Here is a 22,532-nt window from a genome sequence, read left to right as displayed (position 1 = left end):
GCGTGCGGGCCGATCGCGGGTGCAGCACGGACCGTGACTGTTGCGTCCGTTGAAGCAGTGCAAAGGGGCGAAGGCGCGCGGCCGTGGGGGCGCGGGGGGTTAGGGGATTAGGCCTTCGGCGCGGGCCCAGCGGAGCAGCTCGGCCTCGGCGGCGTCGCGGTCCAGGGGTCCGTGCTCCAGGCGCTGTTCCTTGAGGTGCTTCCAGGCCCGTCCGACGATCGGACCGGGGGGTACGCCGAGCAACTCCATGATCGCGTTGCCGTCCAGGTCGGGGCGTACCCGGGCCAGGTCCTCCTCGGCGGCTATCCGGGCGATCCGCCCCTCCAGCGCGTCGTAGTCGGCGGCGAGCTGGGCCGCCTTGCGACGGTTGCGGGTGGTGCAGTCCGAGCGGGTCAGTTTGTGCAGCCGGGGCAGCAGGTCACCGGCGTCGGCGACGTAGCGACGCACCGCCGAGTCGGTCCACTCGCCCCGGCCGTACCCGTAGAAGCGCAGGTGCAGCGCGACCAACGCGGTCACCTTCGCGGTGACCTCCTTCGGGTACCGCATCGCCTTCATCCGGGCCTTGGTCAACCGGGCGCCGACCACCTCGTGGTGGTGAAAGCTGACCCGGCCGTCGGACCCGACGGCCTTCGTCGCCGGCTTGCCCGCGTCGTGCAGGAGAGCGGCCATCCGTAGAACGAAGTCGCAGCCCTCCTCCTCGTACGAGACCGCGTTCTCGACCACCGTCAGCGTGTGCTCGTAGACGTCCTTGTGCTGGGCGTGCTCGTCGATCTCCAGCTTCAGCCCGGTCAGCTCGGGAAGGAACCGCTCCGCCAGGCCGGTGTCGACAAGCAGGCGCAGCCCGGTGATCGGGTCGGCGCCGCAGAGCAGCTTGGTGAACTCGTCCCTGATCCGTTCGGCGGTGATCCGGTCCAGGTCCGCGGCCATCTCGGTCATCGCGAGGTGCACGTCCGGGTGGACGGCGAAGCGCAGTTGGGCGGCGAACCGGGCGGCCCGGAGCATGCGCAGCGGGTCGTCACCGAAGGACTCGCGCGGGGTGCTGGGCGTACGGATGACCTGCGCGGAGAGGTCGGCCACCCCACCGTGTGGATCGGTGAAGCGGTGGTCCGGCAGGCTGACGGCCATCGCGTTGATGGTGAAGTCGCGCCGCTTCAGGTCCTCGTCGAGGCTGGTGCCGTACACCACCACCGGGTTACGGCTGACCTGGTCGTACGACTCGGCGCGGAAGGTGGTGATCTCCAGCCGGAGCCCGTCGCGCTGCGCGCCGATGGTGCCGAACTCACGGCCGGTCTCCCAGATCGACTCGGCCCAGCCCTTGATGATCCGCAACGTCTCGTCGGGGTGGGCGTCGGTGCAGAAGTCCAGGTCGTCGCCGAGTCGGCCGAGCAACGCGTCCCGCACCGAACCGCCCACCAGGTGCAGCTCGTGACCGGCGCGGACGAAACGGCGGCCCAACTCGTCGGCGACCGGGGAGACCCGGAGCAGTTCGGCGACGGCGTTGCGCTGCGCGGCGGTGAGTTCGCGGCGGTCGGCGGCGTGGGGAGCGGAGGCTTCGGACATGGGATCGCCAGCCTATCGGGCCGGGGTGTGATCCGATCCGCCGGGCGCGGGTAACGGGTGTGGGTTGACTAAGGTCTGTGACGTGCGGGTCGGTGCCCGGCTCGACGTACCCCTGGGAGGCTGGAGATGAGCGGCGGGCTCTACCGCAGCGCGAACGCCGCGCAGGACGGCGGTGCGGGAGCCAACCTCCGCCCCTCCGACGGCGCCACCTTCATCTCCGCCGAGCCGCTGAACCAGCCGGCCATGGAGTCCACCGCTCCGCCCCAGGAGCAGGTGGGCGAGACCAGCGCCGCCGCCAACAGCGCGGTGATGGCGATCGGCAGCCTGGTCAGCCGGGGTACGGGCTTCCTGCGCACCTTGGCGTTGACCGCCGCGCTCGGTGGCGCACTGGTCGGTGACGCGTACACGACCGCGCAGATCCTGCCCGGAATGGTGTACGAGTTCCTCCTCGGCGGCATCCTGACCAGTGTCCTGATCCCGGTGCTGGTCCGCCGCCGAAAGGTCGACACCGACGGCGGTCAGGCGTACGCCCAGCGGTTGTTGACCCTCGCGGTGCTGGCCCTGGCCGTGGCGGCGCTGGTGGCGGTGGCCTTCGCCTCGGCACTGACCTCGCTCTACGCCAGCAAGAAGACCGGAGCTGACTTCCGGGACCTGGTCACGGCACTGTCCTACCTGATGTTGCCGATGATCTTCTTCACCGGCCTCAGCGCGCTGATCAGCGCGGTGCTCAACACCCGGGGGCACTTCGCGGCCCCGATGTGGGCGCCGATCCTGAACAACATCGTGGTTATCGCCACGGCGGGCCTGTACATCGCGATCTTCGGCGCGAGGATCGTCAAGCCGGACGAGATGACCACCGGCCGGATCCTGCTGATCGGCGGCGGCACCCTGCTCGGTGTCGCCATCCAGGCCGCCGGGTTGCTGCCGGCGTTGCGCAAGGTCGGTTTCCGCTGGAAGCTCCGATTCGACTTCCGCACCCTCGGGCTGCGGGAGCTGGGTCGCCTCGGCGGCTGGATGTTCTGCTACGTCGCGGTCAGCCAGGTCGGCCTGATCGTGCTGTTCAACCTGCTGAACCGGGCCGGCAAGGAGAACGCCGCCGGCCCGCTGATCTACAACAACGTGTTCCTGCTGCTGATGATGGCGCACGGCATCATCGCCGTCTCGATCATCACGGCGCTGATGCCCCGGATGAGCGCGGCGGCCGCAGACGGTCGGTACGCCGACGTCGCCGCCGACCTGTCCCGGGGCACCCGCACCGTCTCGGCGGTGCTCGCCCCGATCGCGGTCTGTTACGCGGTGCTGGCCACCCCGCTGGCCGTGACGCTGTTCCGCTACGGCGCGTTCACCGACGAGAACGCCGCCGACACCTCACTGGTGCTCCTGCTCGCGGCGCTGGCACTGGTGCCGTTCGCGATCAGCCAGCTCTTCACCTTCGCCTTCTACGCCCTGCCGGACACCCGCACCCCGGCGCTGATCAACATTCCGGTGGTGGCACTGCGGATCGGTGTGCAGGTGGTGCTGTACGTCGCCTTCGCCGCGCACTTCGCGGCGGCCGGGATGATGATCGGTAACGCCGTCTCCTACCTGGCAGCGGCGTTCGCCTCCGCCTGGCTGCTGCGGCCCCGGGTCGGCCGGATCGGGATGGGGGCCATCCTGCGCACCCTTGGTCGGGTCGCGGTCGCCGCGCTGGGCTCGGCCCTGGTCGGCCTGCTCGTGGTGAGCGTGCTTCCGGGGGGCGACACGCCGAGCTGGATGCAGGCCGTCCTTCAGCTCGTGATCGGCGGCGCGGTGATCGGTGGGTCCTATCTCGGGCTGGCCAAGGTGCTGCGGATCGGGGAAATCACCGAGGTCGTCGGCATGGTTCGCCGTCGCCTCGGTCGCTGACGGCGAGACTTCGAGAACCTTCCGTAATCGCCACACGGAACGTGACCATGGATCACCAGGCTGGGGATGCACCTGTGGATAACTCCGCGATTCACCGGTCAGCCACCGGATCAGCCTGTGGATAACCAACCGTACGGCTGAGCGTGGCCGCCTGATCGGCGGGAACTGGCTGTGGAGCGAGGGTGCCACGCCCGACCCGGCCCCGACGTCGGTCACTTGCGGTGAAGCCGTAGATTAGCTAGTACATGTGCCAGCAACGTGTGTGACAACGGTCGTAACCGGACGACTTCTCCGATCCCCGGCACCCCGCCGGGTACGGCCAGAAGATGACATGTCGGGGAGACGGGCAACCCGGGTAAGGTCGCTCTCGACGGGTACGGCAGGCGCCGGCGCTGGGCGTCGACACCGGTTGGCCGGTTCCTTCGACGGCAGAGCGGGAAGCCACATGCCCAGCAGTTCGGGTCCATCGATCGACACGATCACCGAGGGAGGACGGGTGACCCAGGTCGGCGAGGGTCAGGAGGCGGACGAGAGCGCTCCGCCGGTCATGACCTTCGGTGCTCCCACGGCCGGTGAAATCCTCGCCGAGCGTTACGAGCTGGTCGAGCACATCAACAACGACAGCGCGGGTCGGCTGGTGTGGCGCGGGGTCGACGTCATCCTGCGCCGCCCTGTCGCGGTGGTGCTGCGCTATCCGGGTGGCGACTCCGCCACCGAGATGCTTCAGGCAGCCGTCGCGGCCAGCCGGGTCATCCACCCCAACCTGGTCGGCGTCTACGACGCCATCGACGAGGCCGAGCGGGCGTACGTCGTCCGTGAGTGGGTGGACGGGCAGTCGCTGCGCGACCTTGCCGCCGAGGGTCCACTGGACCCGGCCCGGGCCACCGCGATCGGCAACGCCGTCGCGAGCGCTCTGGCCGCGGTGCACGCCACCGGCATGGTGCACGGCAACGTCCACCCCGGCACCGTCATGATCAGCGATGACGGTCGCGTGGTCCTGGCCGACGCCCGCACCGACGGCGACGACAGCCAGGAGAACGACATCCGGGCGGTCGGCGGCGTCCTCTACTTCGCGCTGACCGGTCACTGGCCGCACACCGAGGCACCGCTACGCGGCGCCACCGCAGGCCACGGGCGGGCCGCCATCCCGGACGCGGTCCGGGACGCCAGCGGCGTCCTCGCGGCACCCCGTCAGGTCCGGGCCGGTGTGCCCGCGTACCTGGACGACCTGACCATGGACCTGCTCGACGCCGACATCGCGCCGCCGTCGTCCGACGTGCTGGCAGCCGAGTTGGCCCGGTTGGACGTGCCGGCCGAGGACGAGCACTACCTCGACAACGGTGGGCCGCTGCGGTTCACCGCCGACACCGAGGAAGAGCCGTCGCCGCTGGCCGCAGCCGGCGGTCGCAAGGTCGCCATCGGCATCGCGGGTCTGCTGGCGGTGGCCCTGGTCGGCCTGCTCATCGGGATCAGCGCCCTCGGCGACGACGACAAGAAGCCGCAGGACACCGCCGGGGCCACGCCCAGCGCCAGCGCTCCGGCCGGGGAGGCCACTCCGGCCGCCGCCACGGTTCGCAATCTCAAGGTGCAGGACATCAAGGTCGTCGACCCGGACAGCGTCCCGCGGGACGAGCTCGACGGTGCCAAGAAGATGATCGACGGTGACAACGACAAGGGTTGGGAGACCGACCGCTACCCGAACGCCACGTACGGGAACCTCAAGTCCGGCATGGGTGTCTGGCTCGACCTGGGTGCCCCGCACACGGTGAAGTCGGTGCAGGCTGTGCTCTCCGGTCGAGGCGCCACGGCGAAGCTGCTCGCGGGCACGAACACCTACCCGTCGACCTCCAACGGCGACAAGTCGATGGTGTCGAACTACAAGACGGAGATCGGTGTCCTCAAGGAGCACGACGGCACCACGATGACCTTCAACGGGTTCGACGCCGACCAGAAGTACCGGTACCTGCTGCTCTGGTTCACCGAGTTGCCGCCCAACGGCGACGACGACGGCTTCAAGCTCGGAGTGCAGGAGATCACGGTCCAGGGTTCGTGAGTCGGGCAGCACGCCCCGGGCACCGCATCAGCCGGACGTGGTGATGGACGGGCGCGACGCGGCAACTGACCTTGAGCTGCTGCGCGCCCACGTCGCCGGCGATCGGGACGCCTTCGCCGCGCTGTTCCACCGGCACCGCGACCGACTCTGGGCGGTGGCCCTGCGGACGCTCGGCGACCGCGAGGAGGCCGCCGACGCGCTCCAGGACGCCCTGCTGTCGGCACACCGGGCGGCGGCCCGCTTCCGTGGTGACTCCGCCGTCACCACGTGGATGCACCGCATCGTGGTGAACGCCTGCCTGGACCGCATCCGACGTCGGCAGGCGCACCCCACCGTGCCACTGCCGGACGGCAACCGGTCCGGCGACGGGTCGGGCACCGGCGGTGTCGAGCCGGCCGCGCCCGCGCAGGACCACGACACGGCGCTCGTCGTCCGCGCGGCACTCGCCGCGCTGCCGGTCGAGCAGCGGGCCGCCCTGGTACTTGTGGACGTGCAGGGCTATCCGGTGGCCGAGGTGGCCCGCATCCTCGGTGTCGCCGAAGGAACCGTGAAGAGTCGGTGTGCCCGGGGCCGGGCCCGGCTGGCGGTGCTGCTCGGGCATCTCCGTCCGGCGGTGTCGGCGGGTCCCGGAGGGGTCGGCGCCGGACCGGACGTGCCAGGCGTCACGCCGGGGAACCCACGCCCGGCCGAGGGCGTCGGATCGGGGTCGGTTCGCTTCCGGCAGGACGCCAATCAGGAGGACACGTGACGGCCGAGGAGTTCAGGGAGGTCGACGTCGACCTGCTCGCTGACTACCTCGGCGGCGCGTTGGACGGCACGCCCCAGCAGGCCCAGGTCGCCCGGCTGGTGGCTGCCGACCCAGCCTGGGCCGAGGCGTACGCGCTGCTGGCGCCCGCGGTGACGCAGGTCCGCAGCGACCTGGCCCGCTGGGCCGAGCCTCCACCGGAGCTGCCGTCCGACGTCGCCGAACGAATCGCCGCCGCGCTGGCCGCGGACAGCCCGACGGACGACGCCACCGTGTCGTCCGAGGCGCCTGCCGCCGCGACGCCGGTGACCGTGCCGGCACAGGGCGGGCGTCGACCCACCAGCCCGTCCCCTGCCGAGTCGGGGCGCGGCGTCGCCACCGGCCCGGGTCGCCGGCAGCGCCGCTGGGTCCGCAGCGCCGCCCCGGTGGCCGTCGCGGCCGCGGCCGTCGTCGTACTCGGCTTGGGACTCAACCACCTGTCCACCGACACCGCCGATTCCGGTGCCATGGACCGTCCGGCCAACGCGCCGGCAGGTATCGCTGCCGGCGGGACGGTCCGCACGTCCGGCCCAGCGCTGCACAGCGGTACCGACTACACCCCGCAGGACCTCGGCGGTACGTCGAGCCCGCAGTCTCCGATGCGGGAGGAGAACGGCAGCGGTCCCGGCGGGCAGCCCGGGGTGGACGCCGAAGGGGACCGGCGGCCCGCCCCCGACGGGTCGAATCAGCTCGCCCGACTCACCGACGAGGCCGCGTTGACCGCCTGCCTGACGTCCGTGGCGGCGGAGCACGGCTCGGGCCCACTGGTCGTCGAAGTCATCGACTACGCGCGGTTCCAGGGCGAGCAGGCGCTCGTCATCCGGTTCACCGACACGACCGGGGCGCGCTGGGCCTGGGTGAGCGGCGCCGAGTGTGGCGTACCCGGGTCCGGCTCGGACAGCCGGTATTCGGCGCGGGTAGGGTGATTCCGCAGCACGATGAGCGTCCACGTGACCTGACCCACGCCGATGCCCGGCTCGGGAATCTCCGCTTCGTACGATGACGTTCTGGAAGTCAGCTGCCGGCGTCCCCCAGGCGTCGGCACTCGGATCAGCATCGGTGCGCGCGCCGACGCCGAACACACAACTCGGGAGACGGCAGTGGACGAGGTCCGCAACCTGATCATCATCGGCTCCGGCCCGGCCGGTTACACGGCGGCGGTCTACGCGGCCCGCGCCAACCTGAAGCCGCTGATCATCGAGGGCGCGCAGTCCGGCGGTGCGCTGATGACCACGACCGAGGTGGAGAACTTCCCCGGCTTCGCCGACGGCATCCTCGGCCCCGAGCTGATGGACAACATGCGCAAGCAGGCCGAGCGGTTCGGCGCCGAGTTCCTGACCGACGACGTGACGCGGGTCGAGCTGGTCGACACCGGCGATTCCGGCTCCGGCGCGGTGAGCACCGTGTGGGTCGGCGAGACCGCCTACCGGGCCCGTGCCGTGATCCTCTCCACCGGTTCGGCCTGGCGTCCGCTGGGTGTGCCGGGCGAGCAGGAGTACCTGGGCCACGGTGTCTCCTCGTGCGCCACCTGTGACGGCTTCTTCTTCCGCAACCAGCACATCGTCGTCGTCGGCGGTGGTGACTCGGCGATGGAGGAGGCCAGCTTCCTCACCCGCTTCGCCGACTCGGTGACCATCATCCACCGGCGCGACTCGTTCCGGGCCAGCAAGATCATGGCCGACCGGGCGCTGAGCAACGAAAAGATCAAGGTCGAGTGGAACAGCACCGTCGAAGAGGTCCTCGGCGCTGACGGCAAGGTCACCGGTGTACGGGTCCGCAACGTGCACACCGGCGATTCCAAGGTGCTGGACGTGACCGGTGTGTTCGTGGCGATTGGTCACGACCCCCGCAGTGAGCTGTTCCAGGGCCAGGTCGAACTGGACGACGAGGGCTACGTGAAGGTCCAGGCGCCCAGCACCCGGACGAGCGTGCCCGGCGTCTTCGCCGCCGGTGACGTGGTCGACCACACCTACCGCCAGGCGATCACCGCGGCCGGCACCGGCTGTGCCGCCGCGCTCGACGCCGAGCGGTTCATCGCGACGCTCAGCTGAAACAGGAAACACATCCCGGAGGAGGGCAATAGTGGGAAATACCAAGGCGGTCACCGACGCAAGCTTCGTCGCTGACGTGCTGCAGGCCGACAAGCCGGTACTGGTGGACTTCTGGGCCGAGTGGTGCGGGCCGTGCCGCAAGGTGTCGCCGCTGCTCGAGGAGATCGCGGGCGAGATGGGCGACCAGGTCACCATCGTCAAGCTCAACATCGACGAGAACCCGGAGACCGCCCGGGCCTACCGGGTCATGTCGGTGCCGACCCTCACCGTCTTCAAGAACGGCCAGCCCGTGCGGTCGATCGCTGGCGCCAAGCCGAAGGGCGAGCTGGTCCGGCTCATCGAGTCGGCCCTCTGATCAGCGCGGACACCCCCGAACCCCGTACCCGCTCGTCGGGTGCGGGGTTCGCTGTTTTTTCCGGGGCCCGAGCCCGTCACCGCCCTGGAACGCATAGCCTCAACCCAGGGCCGCCGCCCGGCCAGCCAGACTCGTGCAGAGGGGGTCGTGCGTGCGTCCGATCCGACCGGGAGACCGGGGACCAGCGGTCACGGAGATCCGTACCATCCTCACCGGCCTCGACCTGCTCACCGCCGACGGCTCGCACGGCGACGAGTTCGACCGGGACACCGAACGCGCGGTCCGCGCGTTCCAGCAGTCCCGCGGGCTCAGCGTGGACGGCCGGGTCGGCTCGGAGACCTGGGGCGCGCTGGACGCCGCACGCTGGCGGCTCGGCGCCCGCACGCTCTACCACGCGATCCCCGAGCCGCTCACCGGCGAGGATGTCCGGTCGCTCCAGGAACGGCTGTTGGAGATGGGGTACGACGTCGGCCGCGCCGACGCCATCTACGGCATCCGGACCTCCCGTGCCGTGGCGCAGTTCCAGCGCGAGGTCGGGCTCACCCCCGACGGCTCCTGCGGCCCGCACACCATGGACGCGCTGCGCCGGATCGGTCGCAAGGTCGTCGGCGGCCGCCCCCAGTGGCTGCGCGAGTCCGACGCGATCCGCCAGTCCGGGCCCGCCCTGGTCGGTAAGACGGTGGTCATCGACCCCGGCCACGGTGGCACCGATCCGGGCATGGTGGTGCCGGACGGACCACTGCGCTGGACGGAGGCGGACCTCGTCCACGACCTGGCGAGCCGGTTGGAGGGGCGGCTCGCCGCGTCCGGGGTGCGGGTCCAGCTCACCCGCGGTCCCGCGCCCGACAAGTGCCTGCCGGACACCGACCGGGCGCTGCTGGCGAACTCGCTCGGTGCCGACGTCTTCATCTCGCTGCACCTCGACGGGCACGCCAACCCGGCCGCGGAAGGGGTGGCGACCTACCACTACGGCACCGACAACGGGGTGACCTCGGCGACCGGTGAGCGGCTGGCCGGGTTGGTGCAGCGGGAGATCGTGTCGCGGACCGGGCTGCGGGACTGCCGTACGCACGCGAAGGCGTGGGACCTGCTGCGGCTGACGAGGATGCCGGCGGTCCGGGTCGAGGTCGGCTACCTCACCTCGCCCGTGGACCGCGCCCGGCTCGTCGACCCCCGGTTCCGTGATCGGGTGGTGGAGGCGATCGTGGCGGCTGTGCAGCGAATGTACTACCCGATCGAGCGGGACGTGCCGACCGGCTCGCTCGACGTCAGCGAGCTGCGTGCGGTCGTGGCCGCCGGCACCGTCGTCGACTGACCCCGCTCAGCCGCCCGTCGAGCGGGTGGCCGGCGCGGGCCGGACCGGCCGGAGCAGCGTCTCCGGGCTCATCGAGCCGAGCAGCTTCTCCAGCGCGTACTCGACGTCGGACTTCCAACTCAGCGCCGTACGCAGTTCGAGGCGCAGACGGGGGAAACGGGGATGCGGACGTACGGTCTTGAAGCCGACGGAGAGGAAGAAGTCGGCCGGTGCCACGCACCCTCCGGCCGGGTCGTCCGCGTCACCGAACTTGGCGTCGCCGAACGCCTCGATCGCCTTGATCCCTCGCTTCGTCAGGTCCCGGGCGACACCCTGCACCAACATCCGGCCCAACCCGCCGCCAGCGAACGCGGCGACCACGTTGGCGGTCATCAACAGCGCGGCATCGGCAGAGACCGGCGATGTCGGGAAGGCCATCGAGCGGGGCACGTAGGCGGGCGGCGCGTACATCACGAAGCCCGCCGGCATGCCGTCGACGTACGCGAGCTTGCCGCAGGAACCCCACTCCAGCAGGGTCTGGGAGACCCACGCCTCCTTTTCCAGGCCCGGGTCACCGGCGGCGCAGGCCCGATCGGCGGAGACCGGATCCAGCTCCCAGTAGACGCACTGACGGCAGGGGCGCGGAAGATCCTCCAGCGTGTCGAGGGTCAGGCTGACCAGACGTCGCGACATATGGCGCATCCCCACAGTTAGGCTCGGTGGTGAGACCGGCACGGAACGACAGCGCGGCCTTCCTGCCTCCGACGAGCGATCGTACGCCGCCGATCGACCGTACGGGAGGGGACGCGCAAATCCCCGCCCCCGCAGGACGGTCCGCCATGTGGTCGATCCGTTCCGGCAGAGCGGCAACCAGGCTTTCGCCGACTAGGATCGACAATCGGTGTCCCGCCGCCATGGTCACGAGCGGGCGGGGTACCCGGAGCGGGAGCCACCCGAGCAGCGATCGAGGTGAGGTCATGACCGGCACGACACTCGACGACTACACCGACCGGTACGCCCGGCGCGTGCGCGGGATGACCGCCTCCGAGATCCGAGCACTCTTCGCGGTGGCCAGTCGCCCCGAGGTCGTGTCCCTCGCAGGTGGCGCCCCGTACATCGCGGCGCTGCCACTCGACGCGGTCGGCGAGATGCTCGGTCGCCTCGGCTCCGAGCACGGGGTCACCACCCTGCAGTACGGCATCGGCCAGGGCACCCTGGAGCTGCGCGAGCGGATCTGCGAAGTCATGGCGCTCTCCGGCATCGACGCCGCGTGCGGCGCCTCACCCGAGGACGTCGTGGTCACCGTCGGCGGGCAGCAGGCGCTCGACCTGGTCGCCCGGCTCTTCCTCGACCCCGGTGACGTGGTGCTCGCCGAGGGCCCGACGTACGTGGGCGCGCTCGGGGTGTTCCAGGCCGCCCAGGCGCAGGTGGTGCATGTGCCGATGGACGACGACGGGCTGATCCCGGAGGCGTTGGAGACGGCCATCGCCGGCCTCGCCCGGGCCGGCCGCCGGGTCAAGTTCCTCTACACCATCCCCACCTACCAGAATCCGGCCGGCGTGACGCTCAGCGAGGAGCGCCGGGAGCGCGTCCTCGACATCTGTGAGCGCGCCGGCCTGCTCGTGATCGAGGACGACCCGTACGGCCAGCTGGGTTTCGAGGGCGAGGCCCCGGCGCCGCTGCGGGCCCGGCGGCGCGACGGCGTCTTCTACCTGAGCACCTTCTCCAAGACCTTCGCTCCCGGCCTGCGGGTCGGTTGGATCCTGGCGCCGCACGCCGTCCGCGACAAGCTGGTGATCGCGAGCGAGGCGCAGATCCTCTGCCCCAGCGGCTACGCGCAGGCCGCCGTGGCCACCTACCTCGGCACGATGCCGTGGCGGCAGCAGCTCAAGGTCTACCGCGAGGTCTACCGCGAACGCCGCGACGCCCTGCTCGACGCGCTGGCCGACCTGATGCCCGAGGGCACCAGCTGGACCACCCCGGCCGGCGGGCTCTTCGTCTGGGCCACCCTGCCGGACGGACTGGACTCCAAGGCCATGATGCCGCGCGCCATCGCCGCCCGGGTCGCCTACGTGCCCGGCACCGGCTTCTATGCCGACGGGACGGGCACCGGCGCGATGCGGCTGAACTTCAGCTTCCCGCCCCCCGAGCGCATCCGTGAGGGCGTACGCCGGCTCGCGGGTGTCATGGAGCAGGAGATCGCGACGCGCCGCGTCTTCGGTGCCGTGGGCGGTGCCGCGGGCCGTCGCGGCCGGCCCGGCTCCGACGTGCCGGGCCCCGACTTGGCATGATGCCGGCATGGGTACGACCGCTGCCGAGCGCTTCTCCGTGACCGATACCCCCGTCGCGGCCGACCTGCGGGTGCTGGTCCTCGCCGGCGGGCTCTCCTACGAACGGGACGTGTCGCTGCGCTCCGGCCGACGGGTGCTCGACGCGCTGCGTGCCGTCGGCGTCGAGGCCGAGCTGCGGGATGCCGACGTGGCTCTCCTGCCGTCCCTCACGGTCGACCCGCCGGACGCCGTCGTGATCGCCCTGCACGGCGCGACCGGCGAGGACGGCTCGCTGCGGGGGGTGCTCGACCTGTGCGGCGTCCCGTACGTCGGCTGCGACGCCCGGTCCTCCCGGCTCGCCTGGGACAAGCCGTCCGCCAAGGCGGTCCTCCGCGAGGCCGGCATCCCCACCCCCGACTGGGTGGCCCTGCCGCACGACCGCTTCTCCGAACTCGGCGCGGTGGCCGTGCTGGACCGCATCGCCGACCGGCTCGGCCTCCCGCTGATGGTCAAGCCGGCGCAGGGCGGGTCGGGTCTGGGCGCCGCGGTGGTCCGGGACGCCGCATCGCTCCCCGCCGCGATGGTCGGGTGCTTCGCGTACGACTCGACGGCTCTCGTGGAGCGGTACGTGCCCGGCATGGACGTGGCGGTCTCCGTGATCGACCTGGGGGACGGGCCGCAGGCACTGCCGCCGGTGGAAATCGTGCCGCGCAACGGCGTGTACGACTACGCCGCCCGCTACACGGCGGGCCGGACCACGTGGCACGCTCCGGCCCGGTTGGAGCCGGAGGTGGCAGCCTCGGTGGCCGACGTGGCGCTCGCCGCACACACCGCCCTCGGACTGCGGGACCTGTCGCGGGTCGACGTGATCGTGGACGCCGACGGCCGGCCGCACGTGCTGGAGGTCAACGTCTCGCCCGGCATGACGGAGACGTCCCTGCTGCCGTTGGCCGTCCAGGCGGCCGGCCTGGACTTCGGCCGCCTGGTCGGCTCGCTCGTCACCCGGGCCGCCGCCCGACAGGCGTCCTGACCTGGCGGTAACCTTCTATCCCGGGCGGAGGGGGACGGGTTCGGCCGGCATGCCGAGACGCCGCCAGCCCGGGAGACGTTGCGCACCACGCCGCAACCGGTGAGGCGTCAGAGATTGTCGGGTTCGTGTCGGCTGAGCCGCGTCGCCTGATCCTCCTGCACGTGGCGGGCAGTCTGCAGGAAGTGCAGGATCGTGGCGAGCTGGTCGAGGCTGTAGTCGGCGAGGGCTTGGGCTCCGGCGACACCAACCGGTGCGTATATGTCTCGCTCAGCGGCGCGAGCCGCGTCGGTCGCGGCAACGAGGACACGCCTCCTGTTGTGCGGGTCGGAGATCCGGCCCGCGAATCCGGTGCGCTCAAGTCGGTCGATGACGGTGGTTGTGGCGGCCGGGCTGAGTTTCAAGGCATGGCTGAGTTCGCCAGCCGACAGGCAGCCCTCACCGGCCAGGAGCAGGTCCAACGCCCGCAGGTCCGTTCGGTTGAGCTTGAGGGTGGCGGCGGCGGCCTCGTCGAAGGCATCGAAGCTCTGCTGCAGCAGCCGGAGTTCGGCGGCCACCGAGCCGATCAGATCATGTTTCGACACTCGAAGACTCCTGCTATCGTAATGTTCGACCATCGAATAGTACTAGGGGAGTGTAGGCATGGCTACCGACGACCACGAGATCACAGCTCTCTTCCACCGCCTCAAGCAGGCCTGGACGGACAACGATGCCGTCGCCTACGCAGCCTGCTTCACCGAGGACTCCGACTACGTCTCGTACGACGGCACCCGCGCCATCGGGCGAAAGCCGATGCAGCGCGCCCACGACCAGCTCTTCCGGGGCGTGCTCGCCGGCTCGGCGCTGGTCGGTGACATCGAATCCATCCGCTACCTCAGCCCCGACATCGCCCTCGTCCATGGCACCGCCTCGGTCCAGATGCCGTGGCGCTCCCAACTACCGAAGAGGCGTCTGTCCCGCCAGACTCTCGTTGCGGTCCGCACGCCCGAGGGATGGCGGTTCACCGCGCTGCACAACGGCCGCGTACGACCGATCGCCATCCCAGCCCCGGACTCCATGCCTTCCCGCATCGCCCGAGCCATGGTGCGGCTCTCCCGTGCACTCGGCATCGGCAGCAAGGCTGTAGTCCACGCAGATTAGGCAGGCAGCCACCGCGACGGAGTCCCGACATGGGGGTCGCGAGTCACGTCCGGTGCCCCTGAGGCCCCTCGGATCCCCGCGACCCGCGCGTCTGACGCTGCGGTCGAGCGTCGCCGTCCGGCCACGACGGTCAGCGGGGCGCGGTGTCGAGCACGATGCCGTCAAGGGTGCGGCCTTGTCGGGGTCGATCCAGGCGCAGCCGGCGGCCTTGAGTGCGTTGATCAGGCGCGCGGGCCTCACCCGGCACCCTCCGCCGTTAGCGGCGTGGGGATGGCGTGACATCCGGACGGCCATCCGCCAACCCCACGCGCAACCGGCAATCAGCGAGGGGCGCTCACGTCGGGCGGGGTGACTTCGCCGTCACTGGCGTCGTCGGTGGGGGCCCTCCGCTGAGCGGGGACGACCGGAGTCGCTGGTCCCGAATCCTCGGCGTCGCGTTCCGGCTCCGAGGACGTCGTGCCGTCGGCGACCGATTCGACCACCGGGGCGTCGAGTACGGGGCTGACGGGCGACTTCGGCTCGGACGCTATCGCGGCTGTCGACCCGTGGGCGTCGCCAGCGAAGGCCGTTACCGGGTCGTCGCTGTCCACAGACTGGTTCTCCGCCGCAGCCTGCGACTCTGAACCGAGGTCGCCATCGACGTTGCCGTCGGCGTCCTCGACCGGCTCGGGGATTTCCTCGGCGGCCTCGATGACCGACACGGCTTCCTCCTGAGCGGCTGCGGCGTGTGCCGCCGCGGCGGACTGAGCCAACAGGCTCGACGGGGCCTGCCACTGGATGCGGGGCGGCTCGGCCAACGGGCGGCCACCGAACTCGGCCAGCCAGGCGGCGACGAGGGCCAGATTCTCCCGCCACTGCTCCTCGGAGATCGGCGGCAGGATGGAGTCCCACAGGGACAGGAAGGTCCCCCGAAGCTGGAGCCGACCGTACGGCCGGGCGAGGAACCACATGTGCAGGTGGGCGGAGCCGTCGCCCCACCGGTTCACATGCACCCGCGCCACGCCGTCCAACGACCGGATGGCTCGCTCCAGACGTACCGTCATCACCCCCAGTTCGGCGGCGAGCAGGTTCGGCAGGTCACCCAGATCGAGGTGGGTCCTCGATTCGAGGATGAGGACCATCGGCAGGCCGGTCGGCCGGTCCATGGCGCGGACCCGCCACCGCTCTCCCACCCAGATGTAGGCGTCGTCGGGTGCGTTGCAGGCGGTGCATTCCCGGAGACCCTCACCCTTGCGGGGCGGTTCGACCGGGACCGGGTCGTCGAGCTGCTTCACCCGCAGGTCGCCCTCGAAGGGAAACGAGGGCCACTGGGTGAAGTCCGGGACTGAGGGAGGGGTGTCGTGCACGACGCTGACCCTAACCGAGTCCGGCACCGCTGTCCCTACCTGTTCGACCCGTTCCGACCGCCCCGATCAGTGCTGGTCGTCGATCGCTGCGACCGCCACCGCCGGCCGGCCGAGCGATATCCACAGGCTGCCGAGGACGCGAATACACCCCGTCATCCACAGGCCAGCACCCGCTTTCACGCGGCGTTTCACGTGAAACGAGGGGTGCCTGTGGACAACCGGTGTGGATAACTTTTCGGCCCGTCAGTCGTTGCGCGAACCCTCCGCCGTCTCGGCGATCGGCCGGCCTCCCCACCGGCACAACCGCACCCGGATGTGGCGTCCGGCCGGGGTGTGTTTCACGTGAAACGGGCCGACTCCCAGAACCGTCCTGCCGCAGTGGCTGTGCGGGCCCGATGAGCAGTGGCCTCGCCCGCCGGCTGAGGGCGTCGCTGCCGCCTTCGCGGCGGTCGAGGGTGCCTCGGGTCGATCAAACCGTCTACGGCGACGTCAGAGGCTGTGAAGGTCGAACGACGGCACCTAGGTCGTCGAGGGCGCGGCGTGACGCCCACGTCCCCCTCGAAGCTCGCGAACAACACGGCCTCGGGCCGCCGGTACCGCCATCTGTCCCCGGCAAGCGACTCCCAGCGATGAACACGAGTCAGATGCGCCCCGGGGACACCTGGCCGGCAGCCGCCTCCGGCGTCCCCGTTTCACGTGAAACGGGGACGTACACAGAAAGGCCGCGTCCCCAAGGGGAGACGCGGCCTCTGGCGGAGCCAGGACCGTCAGTCCTGCGCCCCCTCCTCCGGCACACCGATGATGCCGACGATGCGTTCCAGATCATCCACGGTGGCGAACTCGATCGTGATCTTGCCCTTGCTCCGGCCGATGTCGACCTTCACCCGAGTGTCGAAGCGATCCGACAGGCGGTCGGCGAGATCGGTCAGGGCGGGTGCGTGCGGCTTCGGCCGTCGCTTGGCGGCCTGGCTCTTCGCCGAGCCGTCGTTGAGCGCCAGGGCCACGATCTCCTCGGTCGCCCGCACCGACAGCCCTTCGGCGACGATCCGCAGCGCCAGCTGCTCCTGCGCCTCCGACTCGTCGAGGCTCAGCAACGCGCGGGCGTGCCCGGCGGACAGGATGCCCGCAGCGACCCGGCGCTGCACCTGGGCCGGCAGATTGAGCAGCCTGATCGTGTTGGAGATCTGGGGCCGGCTGCGGCCGATGCGGCGGGCCAACTCCTCGTGAGTGGCGCCGAACTCCTCCAGCAACTGCTGGTACGCGGCGGCCTCCTCCAGCGGGTTCAGATTGGCCCGGTGGATGTTCTCGAGCAGCGCATCGCGGAGCATGGCGTCGTCGCGGGTGTCCCGGACGATCGCCGGGATGTTGTCCCGTCCCACCGCCTGGGCGGCACGCCAACGGCGCTCGCCCATCACCAGCTCGTACTTCTCGTCGTCGAGCTGCCGCACGACGATCGGCTGCAGGAAGCCGACCTCCCGGATCGAGGTCTTCAGCTCCTCCAGCGCCTCCTCGTCGAAGACCTGGCGGGGTTGCTTGGGGTTCGGCACGATCGCGTCGACCGGGATCTCCGCGAACCGGGCACCCGGCACGGGACTGAGCACGGGCTCCGGCTGGTGGACGCTGGCGCTCACCGGTGCCGTCAGGACGGCGGCGTCCGGCATGCCCTCGTCGACATCACCGTGCCCGCTCTCCGGCTCGGCCGTCGCGGTGCCGGCGGCACCCGGCACCGGCCCGGTCGGGATGAGAGCGCCCAGGCCCCGTCCCAGACCGCCCCGAGGACGGTTCTTCATGCAACGCCTCCCAGCGACTTGTTCCCACTACGCATTCCGGCCCACCGGCTCCTTGACGCCCCGCTCGGCGATCTCCTGGGCGGCCTCGAAGTAGCTCGTGGCGCCCCGCGAACCGGGATCGTAGGTCATCACCGACTGGCCGTAGCTGGGTGCCTCGGACACCCGCACGTTGCGGGGGATGACCGCCTGAAGGACCTTGTCGCCGAAGTGGTTCCGAACGTCCTGCTCGACCGCGTCCGCGAGGCGGGTACGGCGGTCGTACATCGTGAGCAGGATGGTGGAGACGTCGAGCTTCGGGTTGAGGTGTTGCCGCACCAGGTTGATGTTGTTGATGAGCTGATTGAGCCCCTCCAGCGCGTAGTACTCGCACTGGATCGGGATCAGCACCTCCTGCGCGGCGACCAGGGCGTTGACCGTGAGCAGGCCGAGCGAGGGCGGGCAGTCGATGAAGACGTAGTCGAACTGGCCCGGGTACGCGGCGATCGCCCGGTCGAGGCGTGACTCACGGGCGACCACCGACACCAGCTCGATCTCCGCGCCGGCGAGGTCGATCGTGGCCGGTACGCACCACAGGTTGGGGATGCCCTCGACCGCCTGCGCCACCTCGGACAGCGGGACGCTGTTGATCAGGCAGTCGTAGACGTCGGGGATACCGGTGTGGTGCGGCACGTTGAGGCCGGTCGACGCGTTGCCCTGCGGGTCCAGATCGACCACGAGCACCCGGTTGCCGTGCAGGGCGAGTGCCACCGCGAGGTTGACCGTGGTCGTGGTCTTACCCACGCCGCCCTTCTGGTTGGCGACGCACATGACCCGGGTCCGGTCCGGTCGAGGCATGGTCACCTCGCCACTGGGATTCAGGATCTGCACGGCGCGCATCGCCTCCATAGCCAACGGTGGGTCATCCTCTTCGCGCGTCGGGGTTTCACGTGAAACGTACGTGGGGTCGGCCGCGACCGCCGCCAGCGACTCGGCCGACGCGACCGGTACGTCTGGAACCACCGGCGTGGCGTCGCGTGTCGCCGCGGCGGTGGGCTGGTGCGGTACCGCGGACTCGAAGCGAACCGCTGCGGCAGTGTTCCGTCGACCGGGCGTCTGCCGTACGTCGGCGGCGTTGACCGGTCGACTCGGCCCGTCGGCCGACCGGCGACCGGCAGTCGGCTCCGGCCCGGCGATCGGAACCGCAGCCTCGTCCCGCGAGACGAGCGGATCGTCGGCCGCCGGCACGGGCGCTCCGGCGGCACCGGGCGACCAGTTCGGGTAGTCGGTTTCACGTGAAACAGGGTCGCCGGTTGACCCGGTCACGCGTGGATCGTCGTACCTGCCGTCGTCATGCACCTGTCATCCCTGCCCGCTTCGGATGGTCGGTCCGCGCCCCGGTCAACTTGGCCACACCGCGCTCGCACCCCGGAGCGTACGGCCCCTCGGGAGCGGTCGGAGTCCGCGACGTCCGTCGGCCGCTCCACATTATCGACGCGCGGTCAGCCTACGGCGGACGGGCGCGGCTGGTCCACGTCGGGTTCTCATTCCCTCGTCCATCCGTACCGATACAACGAGGCAACCCGTCGGCCGGGACGCCCGATGGCGCGGCCGTCAGCGGCGGCGGGCGTGCCCACCGCGGGAGCGCTTGCTCGCCGCCGACCGAGCCGTGCCGACCATCCGCTCCCGGACGATCTCCACCACGGTCGTAGGCGGGTCGATCACACCGACACCGCAGAGGTGCACGGCCGCATCCCCGCCGCCGAGCCGCGCCACGGTGTCGGCGTGCTCCTCGATCTCGGCGGCGGCGGACGATCCCTTGAGAGCCAGCAGGCGCCCACCGCGTACCGCGAGGGGCAGGCACCAGGTCGCCAGCCGGTCCAGCGGTGCGACCGCGCGGGCGGTCACCACGTCACCGCTGATCGGTTCCCAGCCACTCGATCCGCTGGCGGCCTCGTCGGCCCGACCCCGGAACACCCGGACCGATCGGGTCAGGCCGAGCCGCTCCACGACCTCGACGAGGAACGACGTCCGTCGCGCGAGCGGCTCGATCAGCGTGACCGTCAGGTCGGGGCGCGCGATGGCCAGCACGAGACCGGGTAGGCCGGCGCCGGAGCCCACGTCGAGCACGCTCGCGCCGCTCGGAATCCGCTCGACCACCGCAGCGCAGTTCAGGAGGTGACGGTCCCAGATCCGGGGTGCCTCGCGCGGGCCGATCAGACCCCGGAGCACCCCGTCGGTAGCCAGCAGTTCGGCGTACGCGGCGGCCAGGTCGAGCCGATCAGCGAAGAGGGTCAGTGCGGCCGGGGCCAGCTCGGGCGGCAGTGTGACATCGACTACCCCCTCGTGCCCCGTCGGATCGTCACGCCGGACAGGGGACGGCCCGGACGGCGTACCGCCCGGGCCGGTCACGGCGTCAGCCGTGGTGTCGTCGTGGGTCAACGGAGTCAGTCCGCCGGCCGTACGACGATGCGACGGTTCGGCTCGACGCCCTCCGACTCGCTCGCCACGCCTGCCATGGCGTTGACCACGTCGTGGACGCATTTGCGCTCGAACGCGTTCATCGCGTCCAGGCGCACGGGCTCGCCGTACTCCTTGACCTTCTCGACGGCGTTCTTGGCGACGGCGGCGAGTTCCTTGCGGCGGTTCGTCCGGTAGCCACCGACGTCGAGCAGCAGCCGACTCGGCGTACCGGTCTGCCGGAAGACGGCGAGCCGGGTCAGCTCCTGGAGCGCATCCAGGGTGGCACCGCGCTGACCCACGAGGTTCTGGAGGCCGGCGCCGACCACCTCGACGACGGGACGGCCACCGGCGACGAGCTCGTCGATGTCCCCGTCGTAGTCGAGGATGTCGAGCAGTCCTTCGACGTAGTCGGCCGCGATCTCGCTCTGCCGGAACAGGTCGCTCTCGCCCGCGCTCTTCTTCTCACGACCGCCGGCCGGGGCCTCGGTGTCGTCGTCGTCGGTGTCGGTGTCGGTGTCGTCGTCGTCCACCGCGAGCGTCGCGGTCTCCTCCTCGTCCAGGGACTGCTCGGCGCGGGGGATGCTGGTCTCGGTCACGGTCTCATCTCCGTACTCGCTCGGCTGGACCGTCGGGTCCGCTGGTTTCCCGGAGGCCGGCGGGAGGTCGCCGGTGCCCACGGGCACGTCTGTACGGGCAGTGTCGCCCGTGACCGCGCCGCACGCGGTCGGTTCCGCCCGGCGCCGGCCGTACGGCGGCTGCTCGGTGCGGGGTTGCGCCGTCGCCGGTTGCCCGACGACGGCCACACGGGGGTCAGCCCTGCCGCTTGGCCGGGGGGCTCTTCTTCGGGTTGGCGGGCTTGGCACCCGGCTTCGGGCCGGCCACCTTCGGCGCGGCCGCCTTGACCGGGGCCGCCGGGGCAGCCTTGCCGCGACCGAACAGGCCGCCGGACTTGGCGGGCTGCACCGGGCTGCGAGTGGCAGCGGGGGCGGTGGCCTTCTTGGCGGTCACCGGCGGCGGGAACTTCCGCAGCACCCACTGCTGCTGTCCGAGGGTGAAGAGGTTGTTCGTGACCCAGTAGATGATCACACCGATCGGGAAGATCGCGCCGGAGATCAGCAGCGACGCGGGGATGCCGTAGAGCATCAGTCGCTGGATCATCCGCTGCTGCGGGTCCTCCGCCCAGCCGGTCTTGAGGATCATCTGACGGCTGGTCAGATACGTGGTGGCGATCATCACCAGGACCAGGACACCAGCAATGATCTTCGTGATGTTGCCGTTGGCGTTGAGTCGCGCCAGCTCGTCGGCGGTGGAGCCGAACTTGCCGGCGAGCGGGGCCGTGAAGAGCTTCGCGTGAGAGGCGCTGTTGAACTGGTCTACGGTCCAGCCGTAGATCGTCTTCTTGTCCTCGGGCTTGAACGGGTCGAGCCGGCGCAGCACGTGGAAGAGGCCCAGGAAGACGGGGATCTGGAGGAACATCGGAAGGCAGCCCATGAGCGGGTTGGCCTTTTCCTTCCGGTAGAGCTCCATCATTTCCTTCTGGAGCGTCTCCCGGTCACCCTTGTGCTTCTCCTGCAGCTCCTTGACCTTGGGCTGGAGCGCCTGCATGGCCCGCTGCGACTTGATCTGCTTGACGAAGACCGGGAACAGGATCACCCGGACGGTGACCACCAGGAAGATGATGGACAGGATCCAGGCGAAGTTCGTGCCGACCACCGCGCCGACCGGCACCCCGATGGCGTCCCACGCCGAGTGCCAGGTCAGCAGGATCCACGAAATCGCGTAGTAGATCCAGTCGAGACTCAGACTCAATTCGGGGCTCCAGTCACATCAGCACGACGGCGGCTGCCCGGCTCCGGCACCGGGTCATGTCCACCAGGGTGAAAGGGGTGGCAGCGCAGCAACCGGCGGACCGCCAGCGCGGCTCCCCGGAGCGCGCCGTGCCGCACGAGGGCTTCCTGGGCGTACGCACTGCACGACGGGTAGAACCGACAGCGGGCCGGCAGTGCCGGACTTATCCACCGACGGTACGCGATGATGGGCGCGATCAGCACCCTGGCACCGGTTGACGTCGGGCGTGTGGCGGTCGGGTCGGTGCTCACCGGGCCCGCCTCTCCCGCGGCGACCGGGCCACCGCGATGGCGGCCTCCAGGTCGGTGGTGAGCCGGGTGTAGGAAGCCTCGGCCGCGGCGGGCAGCGCCCGGACGACGAGGGTGCTGCCGTCGGGCAGCGCGCCCAGCCGCTCCCGGACCAGCGCCCGCAGTCGACGGCGGACCTTGTTGCGAACCACCGCGTTGCCGACGGCCTTGGACACGACGAAGCCGGCGCGGGCCGGGGCGGAGGGTTGCTCCGCCCCGGACTCCCACGCCGGCTTCGGCGAGATCGTCGTGCTGGGGTCGGTGGTCGCCGGCACGGTCAGATGGACCACGACGGCACCTCGGCCGACGCGGCGGCCACCGCGAACCGCTGCGGCGAAGTCAGTGCTGCGCCGCAGTCGCTGTGCGGCGGCCAGCACGACTGCCCACGTCCCCCGGACCGACCC

At 70.8% G+C, this 22,532-nt stretch carries 21 protein-coding genes; 10 read left to right on the top strand and 11 right to left on the bottom strand.

The window, feature by feature from the left end; translation table 11 throughout:
* Positions 1 to 99: 99 nt before the first annotated feature.
* Positions 100 to 1,560 (bottom strand): CCA tRNA nucleotidyltransferase, encoded by a 1,461-nt coding sequence (locus ABZU91_RS21365; protein WP_355243020.1) that lies wholly within the window; start codon positions 1,558 to 1,560, stop codon positions 100 to 102.
* Between the two features lie 126 nt (positions 1,561 to 1,686).
* Between ABZU91_RS21365 and murJ the strand changes: the two genes are divergently transcribed.
* The 7 genes from murJ to ABZU91_RS21330 all read left to right on the top strand — a co-directional run bounded on the left by murJ (position 1,687) and on the right by ABZU91_RS21330 (position 10,002).
* Positions 1,687 to 3,444, top strand: coding sequence for a murein biosynthesis integral membrane protein MurJ (gene murJ / locus ABZU91_RS21360; protein WP_355243017.1), 1,758 nt, complete (start codon positions 1,687 to 1,689; stop codon positions 3,442 to 3,444).
* 445 nt (positions 3,445 to 3,889) lie between these two features.
* A complete protein-coding gene (locus ABZU91_RS21355; protein ID WP_355243014.1) occupies positions 3,890 to 5,497 on the top strand; it encodes a protein kinase family protein in 1,608 nt (535 codons plus the stop codon).
* A gap of 43 nt (positions 5,498 to 5,540) precedes the next feature.
* Positions 5,541 to 6,245, top strand: a complete 705-nt coding sequence (gene sigM, locus ABZU91_RS21350) for an RNA polymerase sigma factor SigM (RefSeq protein WP_355243011.1) — start codon at positions 5,541 to 5,543, stop codon at positions 6,243 to 6,245.
* Positions 6,242 to 7,207, top strand: a complete 966-nt coding sequence (locus tag ABZU91_RS21345; protein WP_355243008.1) for a hypothetical protein — start codon at positions 6,242 to 6,244, stop codon at positions 7,205 to 7,207. The genes sigM and ABZU91_RS21345 overlap by 4 nt, the downstream gene beginning before the upstream one ends.
* 174 nt (positions 7,208 to 7,381) lie before the next feature.
* Complete coding sequence (trxB, locus tag ABZU91_RS21340) at positions 7,382 to 8,332, top strand: thioredoxin-disulfide reductase (protein WP_355243005.1); 951 nt, start codon at positions 7,382 to 7,384, stop codon at positions 8,330 to 8,332.
* A gap of 31 nt (positions 8,333 to 8,363) precedes the next feature.
* The gene (trxA, locus tag ABZU91_RS21335) at positions 8,364 to 8,687 is read left to right on the top strand and encodes a thioredoxin (RefSeq protein WP_355243002.1); all 324 of its coding nucleotides are present in this window, start codon (positions 8,364 to 8,366) and stop codon (positions 8,685 to 8,687) included.
* 151 nt (positions 8,688 to 8,838) lie between these two features.
* Positions 8,839 to 10,002, top strand: coding sequence for an N-acetylmuramoyl-L-alanine amidase (locus ABZU91_RS21330; protein WP_355242998.1), 1,164 nt, complete (start codon positions 8,839 to 8,841; stop codon positions 10,000 to 10,002).
* Between the two features lie 6 nt (positions 10,003 to 10,008).
* Here the strand turns inward: ABZU91_RS21330 and ABZU91_RS21325 are convergent, their stop codons facing one another.
* A complete protein-coding gene (locus ABZU91_RS21325) occupies positions 10,009 to 10,674 on the bottom strand; it encodes a GNAT family N-acetyltransferase (protein WP_074315552.1) in 666 nt (221 codons plus the stop codon).
* Positions 10,675 to 10,958: 284 nt separating this feature from the next.
* On the opposite strand from ABZU91_RS21325, the gene ABZU91_RS21320 reads away from it, so the two are divergent.
* Positions 10,959 to 12,272: a PLP-dependent aminotransferase family protein gene (locus ABZU91_RS21320; protein ID WP_355242994.1), complete on the top strand. Its 1,314-nt coding sequence runs from the start codon at positions 10,959 to 10,961 to the stop codon at positions 12,270 to 12,272.
* 7 nt (positions 12,273 to 12,279) lie between these two features.
* Positions 12,280 to 13,281, top strand: a complete 1,002-nt coding sequence (locus ABZU91_RS21315) for a D-alanine--D-alanine ligase (RefSeq protein WP_355242992.1) — start codon at positions 12,280 to 12,282, stop codon at positions 13,279 to 13,281.
* 107 nt (positions 13,282 to 13,388) lie between these two features.
* On the opposite strand, the gene ABZU91_RS21310 is transcribed toward ABZU91_RS21315, so the two are convergent.
* Entirely contained in the window at positions 13,389 to 13,895 is a 507-nt protein-coding gene (locus ABZU91_RS21310; RefSeq protein ID WP_355242989.1) for a MarR family transcriptional regulator, read from the bottom strand.
* Positions 13,896 to 13,920: 25 nt separating this feature from the next.
* On the opposite strand from ABZU91_RS21310, the gene ABZU91_RS21305 reads away from it, so the two are divergent.
* Positions 13,921 to 14,418, top strand: a complete 498-nt coding sequence (locus tag ABZU91_RS21305) for an SgcJ/EcaC family oxidoreductase (protein WP_355242986.1) — start codon at positions 13,921 to 13,923, stop codon at positions 14,416 to 14,418.
* Between the two features lie 320 nt (positions 14,419 to 14,738).
* Here the strand turns inward: ABZU91_RS21305 and ABZU91_RS21300 are convergent, their stop codons facing one another.
* From ABZU91_RS21300 to rnpA, 8 genes are all read right to left on the bottom strand, one after another.
* On the bottom strand, positions 14,739 to 15,764 hold the full coding sequence (locus tag ABZU91_RS21300) for a hypothetical protein (protein ID WP_355242983.1): 1,026 nt from the start codon (positions 15,762 to 15,764) through the stop codon (positions 14,739 to 14,741).
* Between the two features lie 767 nt (positions 15,765 to 16,531).
* Positions 16,532 to 17,554 carry a ParB/RepB/Spo0J family partition protein gene (locus ABZU91_RS21295; protein WP_355242980.1) on the bottom strand — a complete coding sequence of 341 codons (1,023 nt, stop codon included), beginning with the start codon at positions 17,552 to 17,554 and terminating at the stop codon, positions 16,532 to 16,534.
* Between the two features lie 27 nt (positions 17,555 to 17,581).
* Entirely contained in the window at positions 17,582 to 18,889 is a 1,308-nt protein-coding gene (locus tag ABZU91_RS21290; protein ID WP_355242977.1) for an AAA family ATPase, read from the bottom strand.
* A gap of 255 nt (positions 18,890 to 19,144) precedes the next feature.
* Positions 19,145 to 19,855 carry a 16S rRNA (guanine(527)-N(7))-methyltransferase RsmG gene (gene rsmG, locus ABZU91_RS21285; RefSeq protein WP_355243029.1) on the bottom strand — a complete coding sequence of 237 codons (711 nt, stop codon included), beginning with the start codon at positions 19,853 to 19,855 and terminating at the stop codon, positions 19,145 to 19,147.
* Between the two features lie 122 nt (positions 19,856 to 19,977).
* Positions 19,978 to 20,589, bottom strand: a complete 612-nt coding sequence (locus ABZU91_RS21280; RefSeq protein ID WP_355242974.1) for a R3H domain-containing nucleic acid-binding protein — start codon at positions 20,587 to 20,589, stop codon at positions 19,978 to 19,980.
* 214 nt (positions 20,590 to 20,803) lie between these two features.
* Positions 20,804 to 21,796: a membrane protein insertase YidC gene (gene yidC / locus ABZU91_RS21275; RefSeq protein ID WP_355243026.1), complete on the bottom strand. Its 993-nt coding sequence runs from the start codon at positions 21,794 to 21,796 to the stop codon at positions 20,804 to 20,806.
* A 2-nt stretch (positions 21,797 to 21,798) separates the two neighbouring features.
* Positions 21,799 to 22,092, bottom strand: coding sequence for a membrane protein insertion efficiency factor YidD (gene yidD / locus ABZU91_RS21270; RefSeq protein WP_355242972.1), 294 nt, complete (start codon positions 22,090 to 22,092; stop codon positions 21,799 to 21,801).
* Complete coding sequence (gene rnpA, locus ABZU91_RS21265) at positions 22,089 to 22,505, bottom strand: ribonuclease P protein component (RefSeq protein WP_355242969.1); 417 nt, start codon at positions 22,503 to 22,505, stop codon at positions 22,089 to 22,091. The genes yidD and rnpA overlap by 4 nt, the downstream gene beginning before the upstream one ends.
* Positions 22,506 to 22,532 lie beyond the last annotated feature (27 nt).

Origin of the sequence: Micromonospora sp. NPDC005174 (assembly GCF_040608495.1) — a bacterium.
GTDB lineage: Bacteria > Actinomycetota > Actinomycetes > Mycobacteriales > Micromonosporaceae > Micromonospora.
The sequence above is the reverse complement of the archived record's forward strand: the minus strand, read 5'-3'. Positions and strand labels throughout refer to the sequence as shown.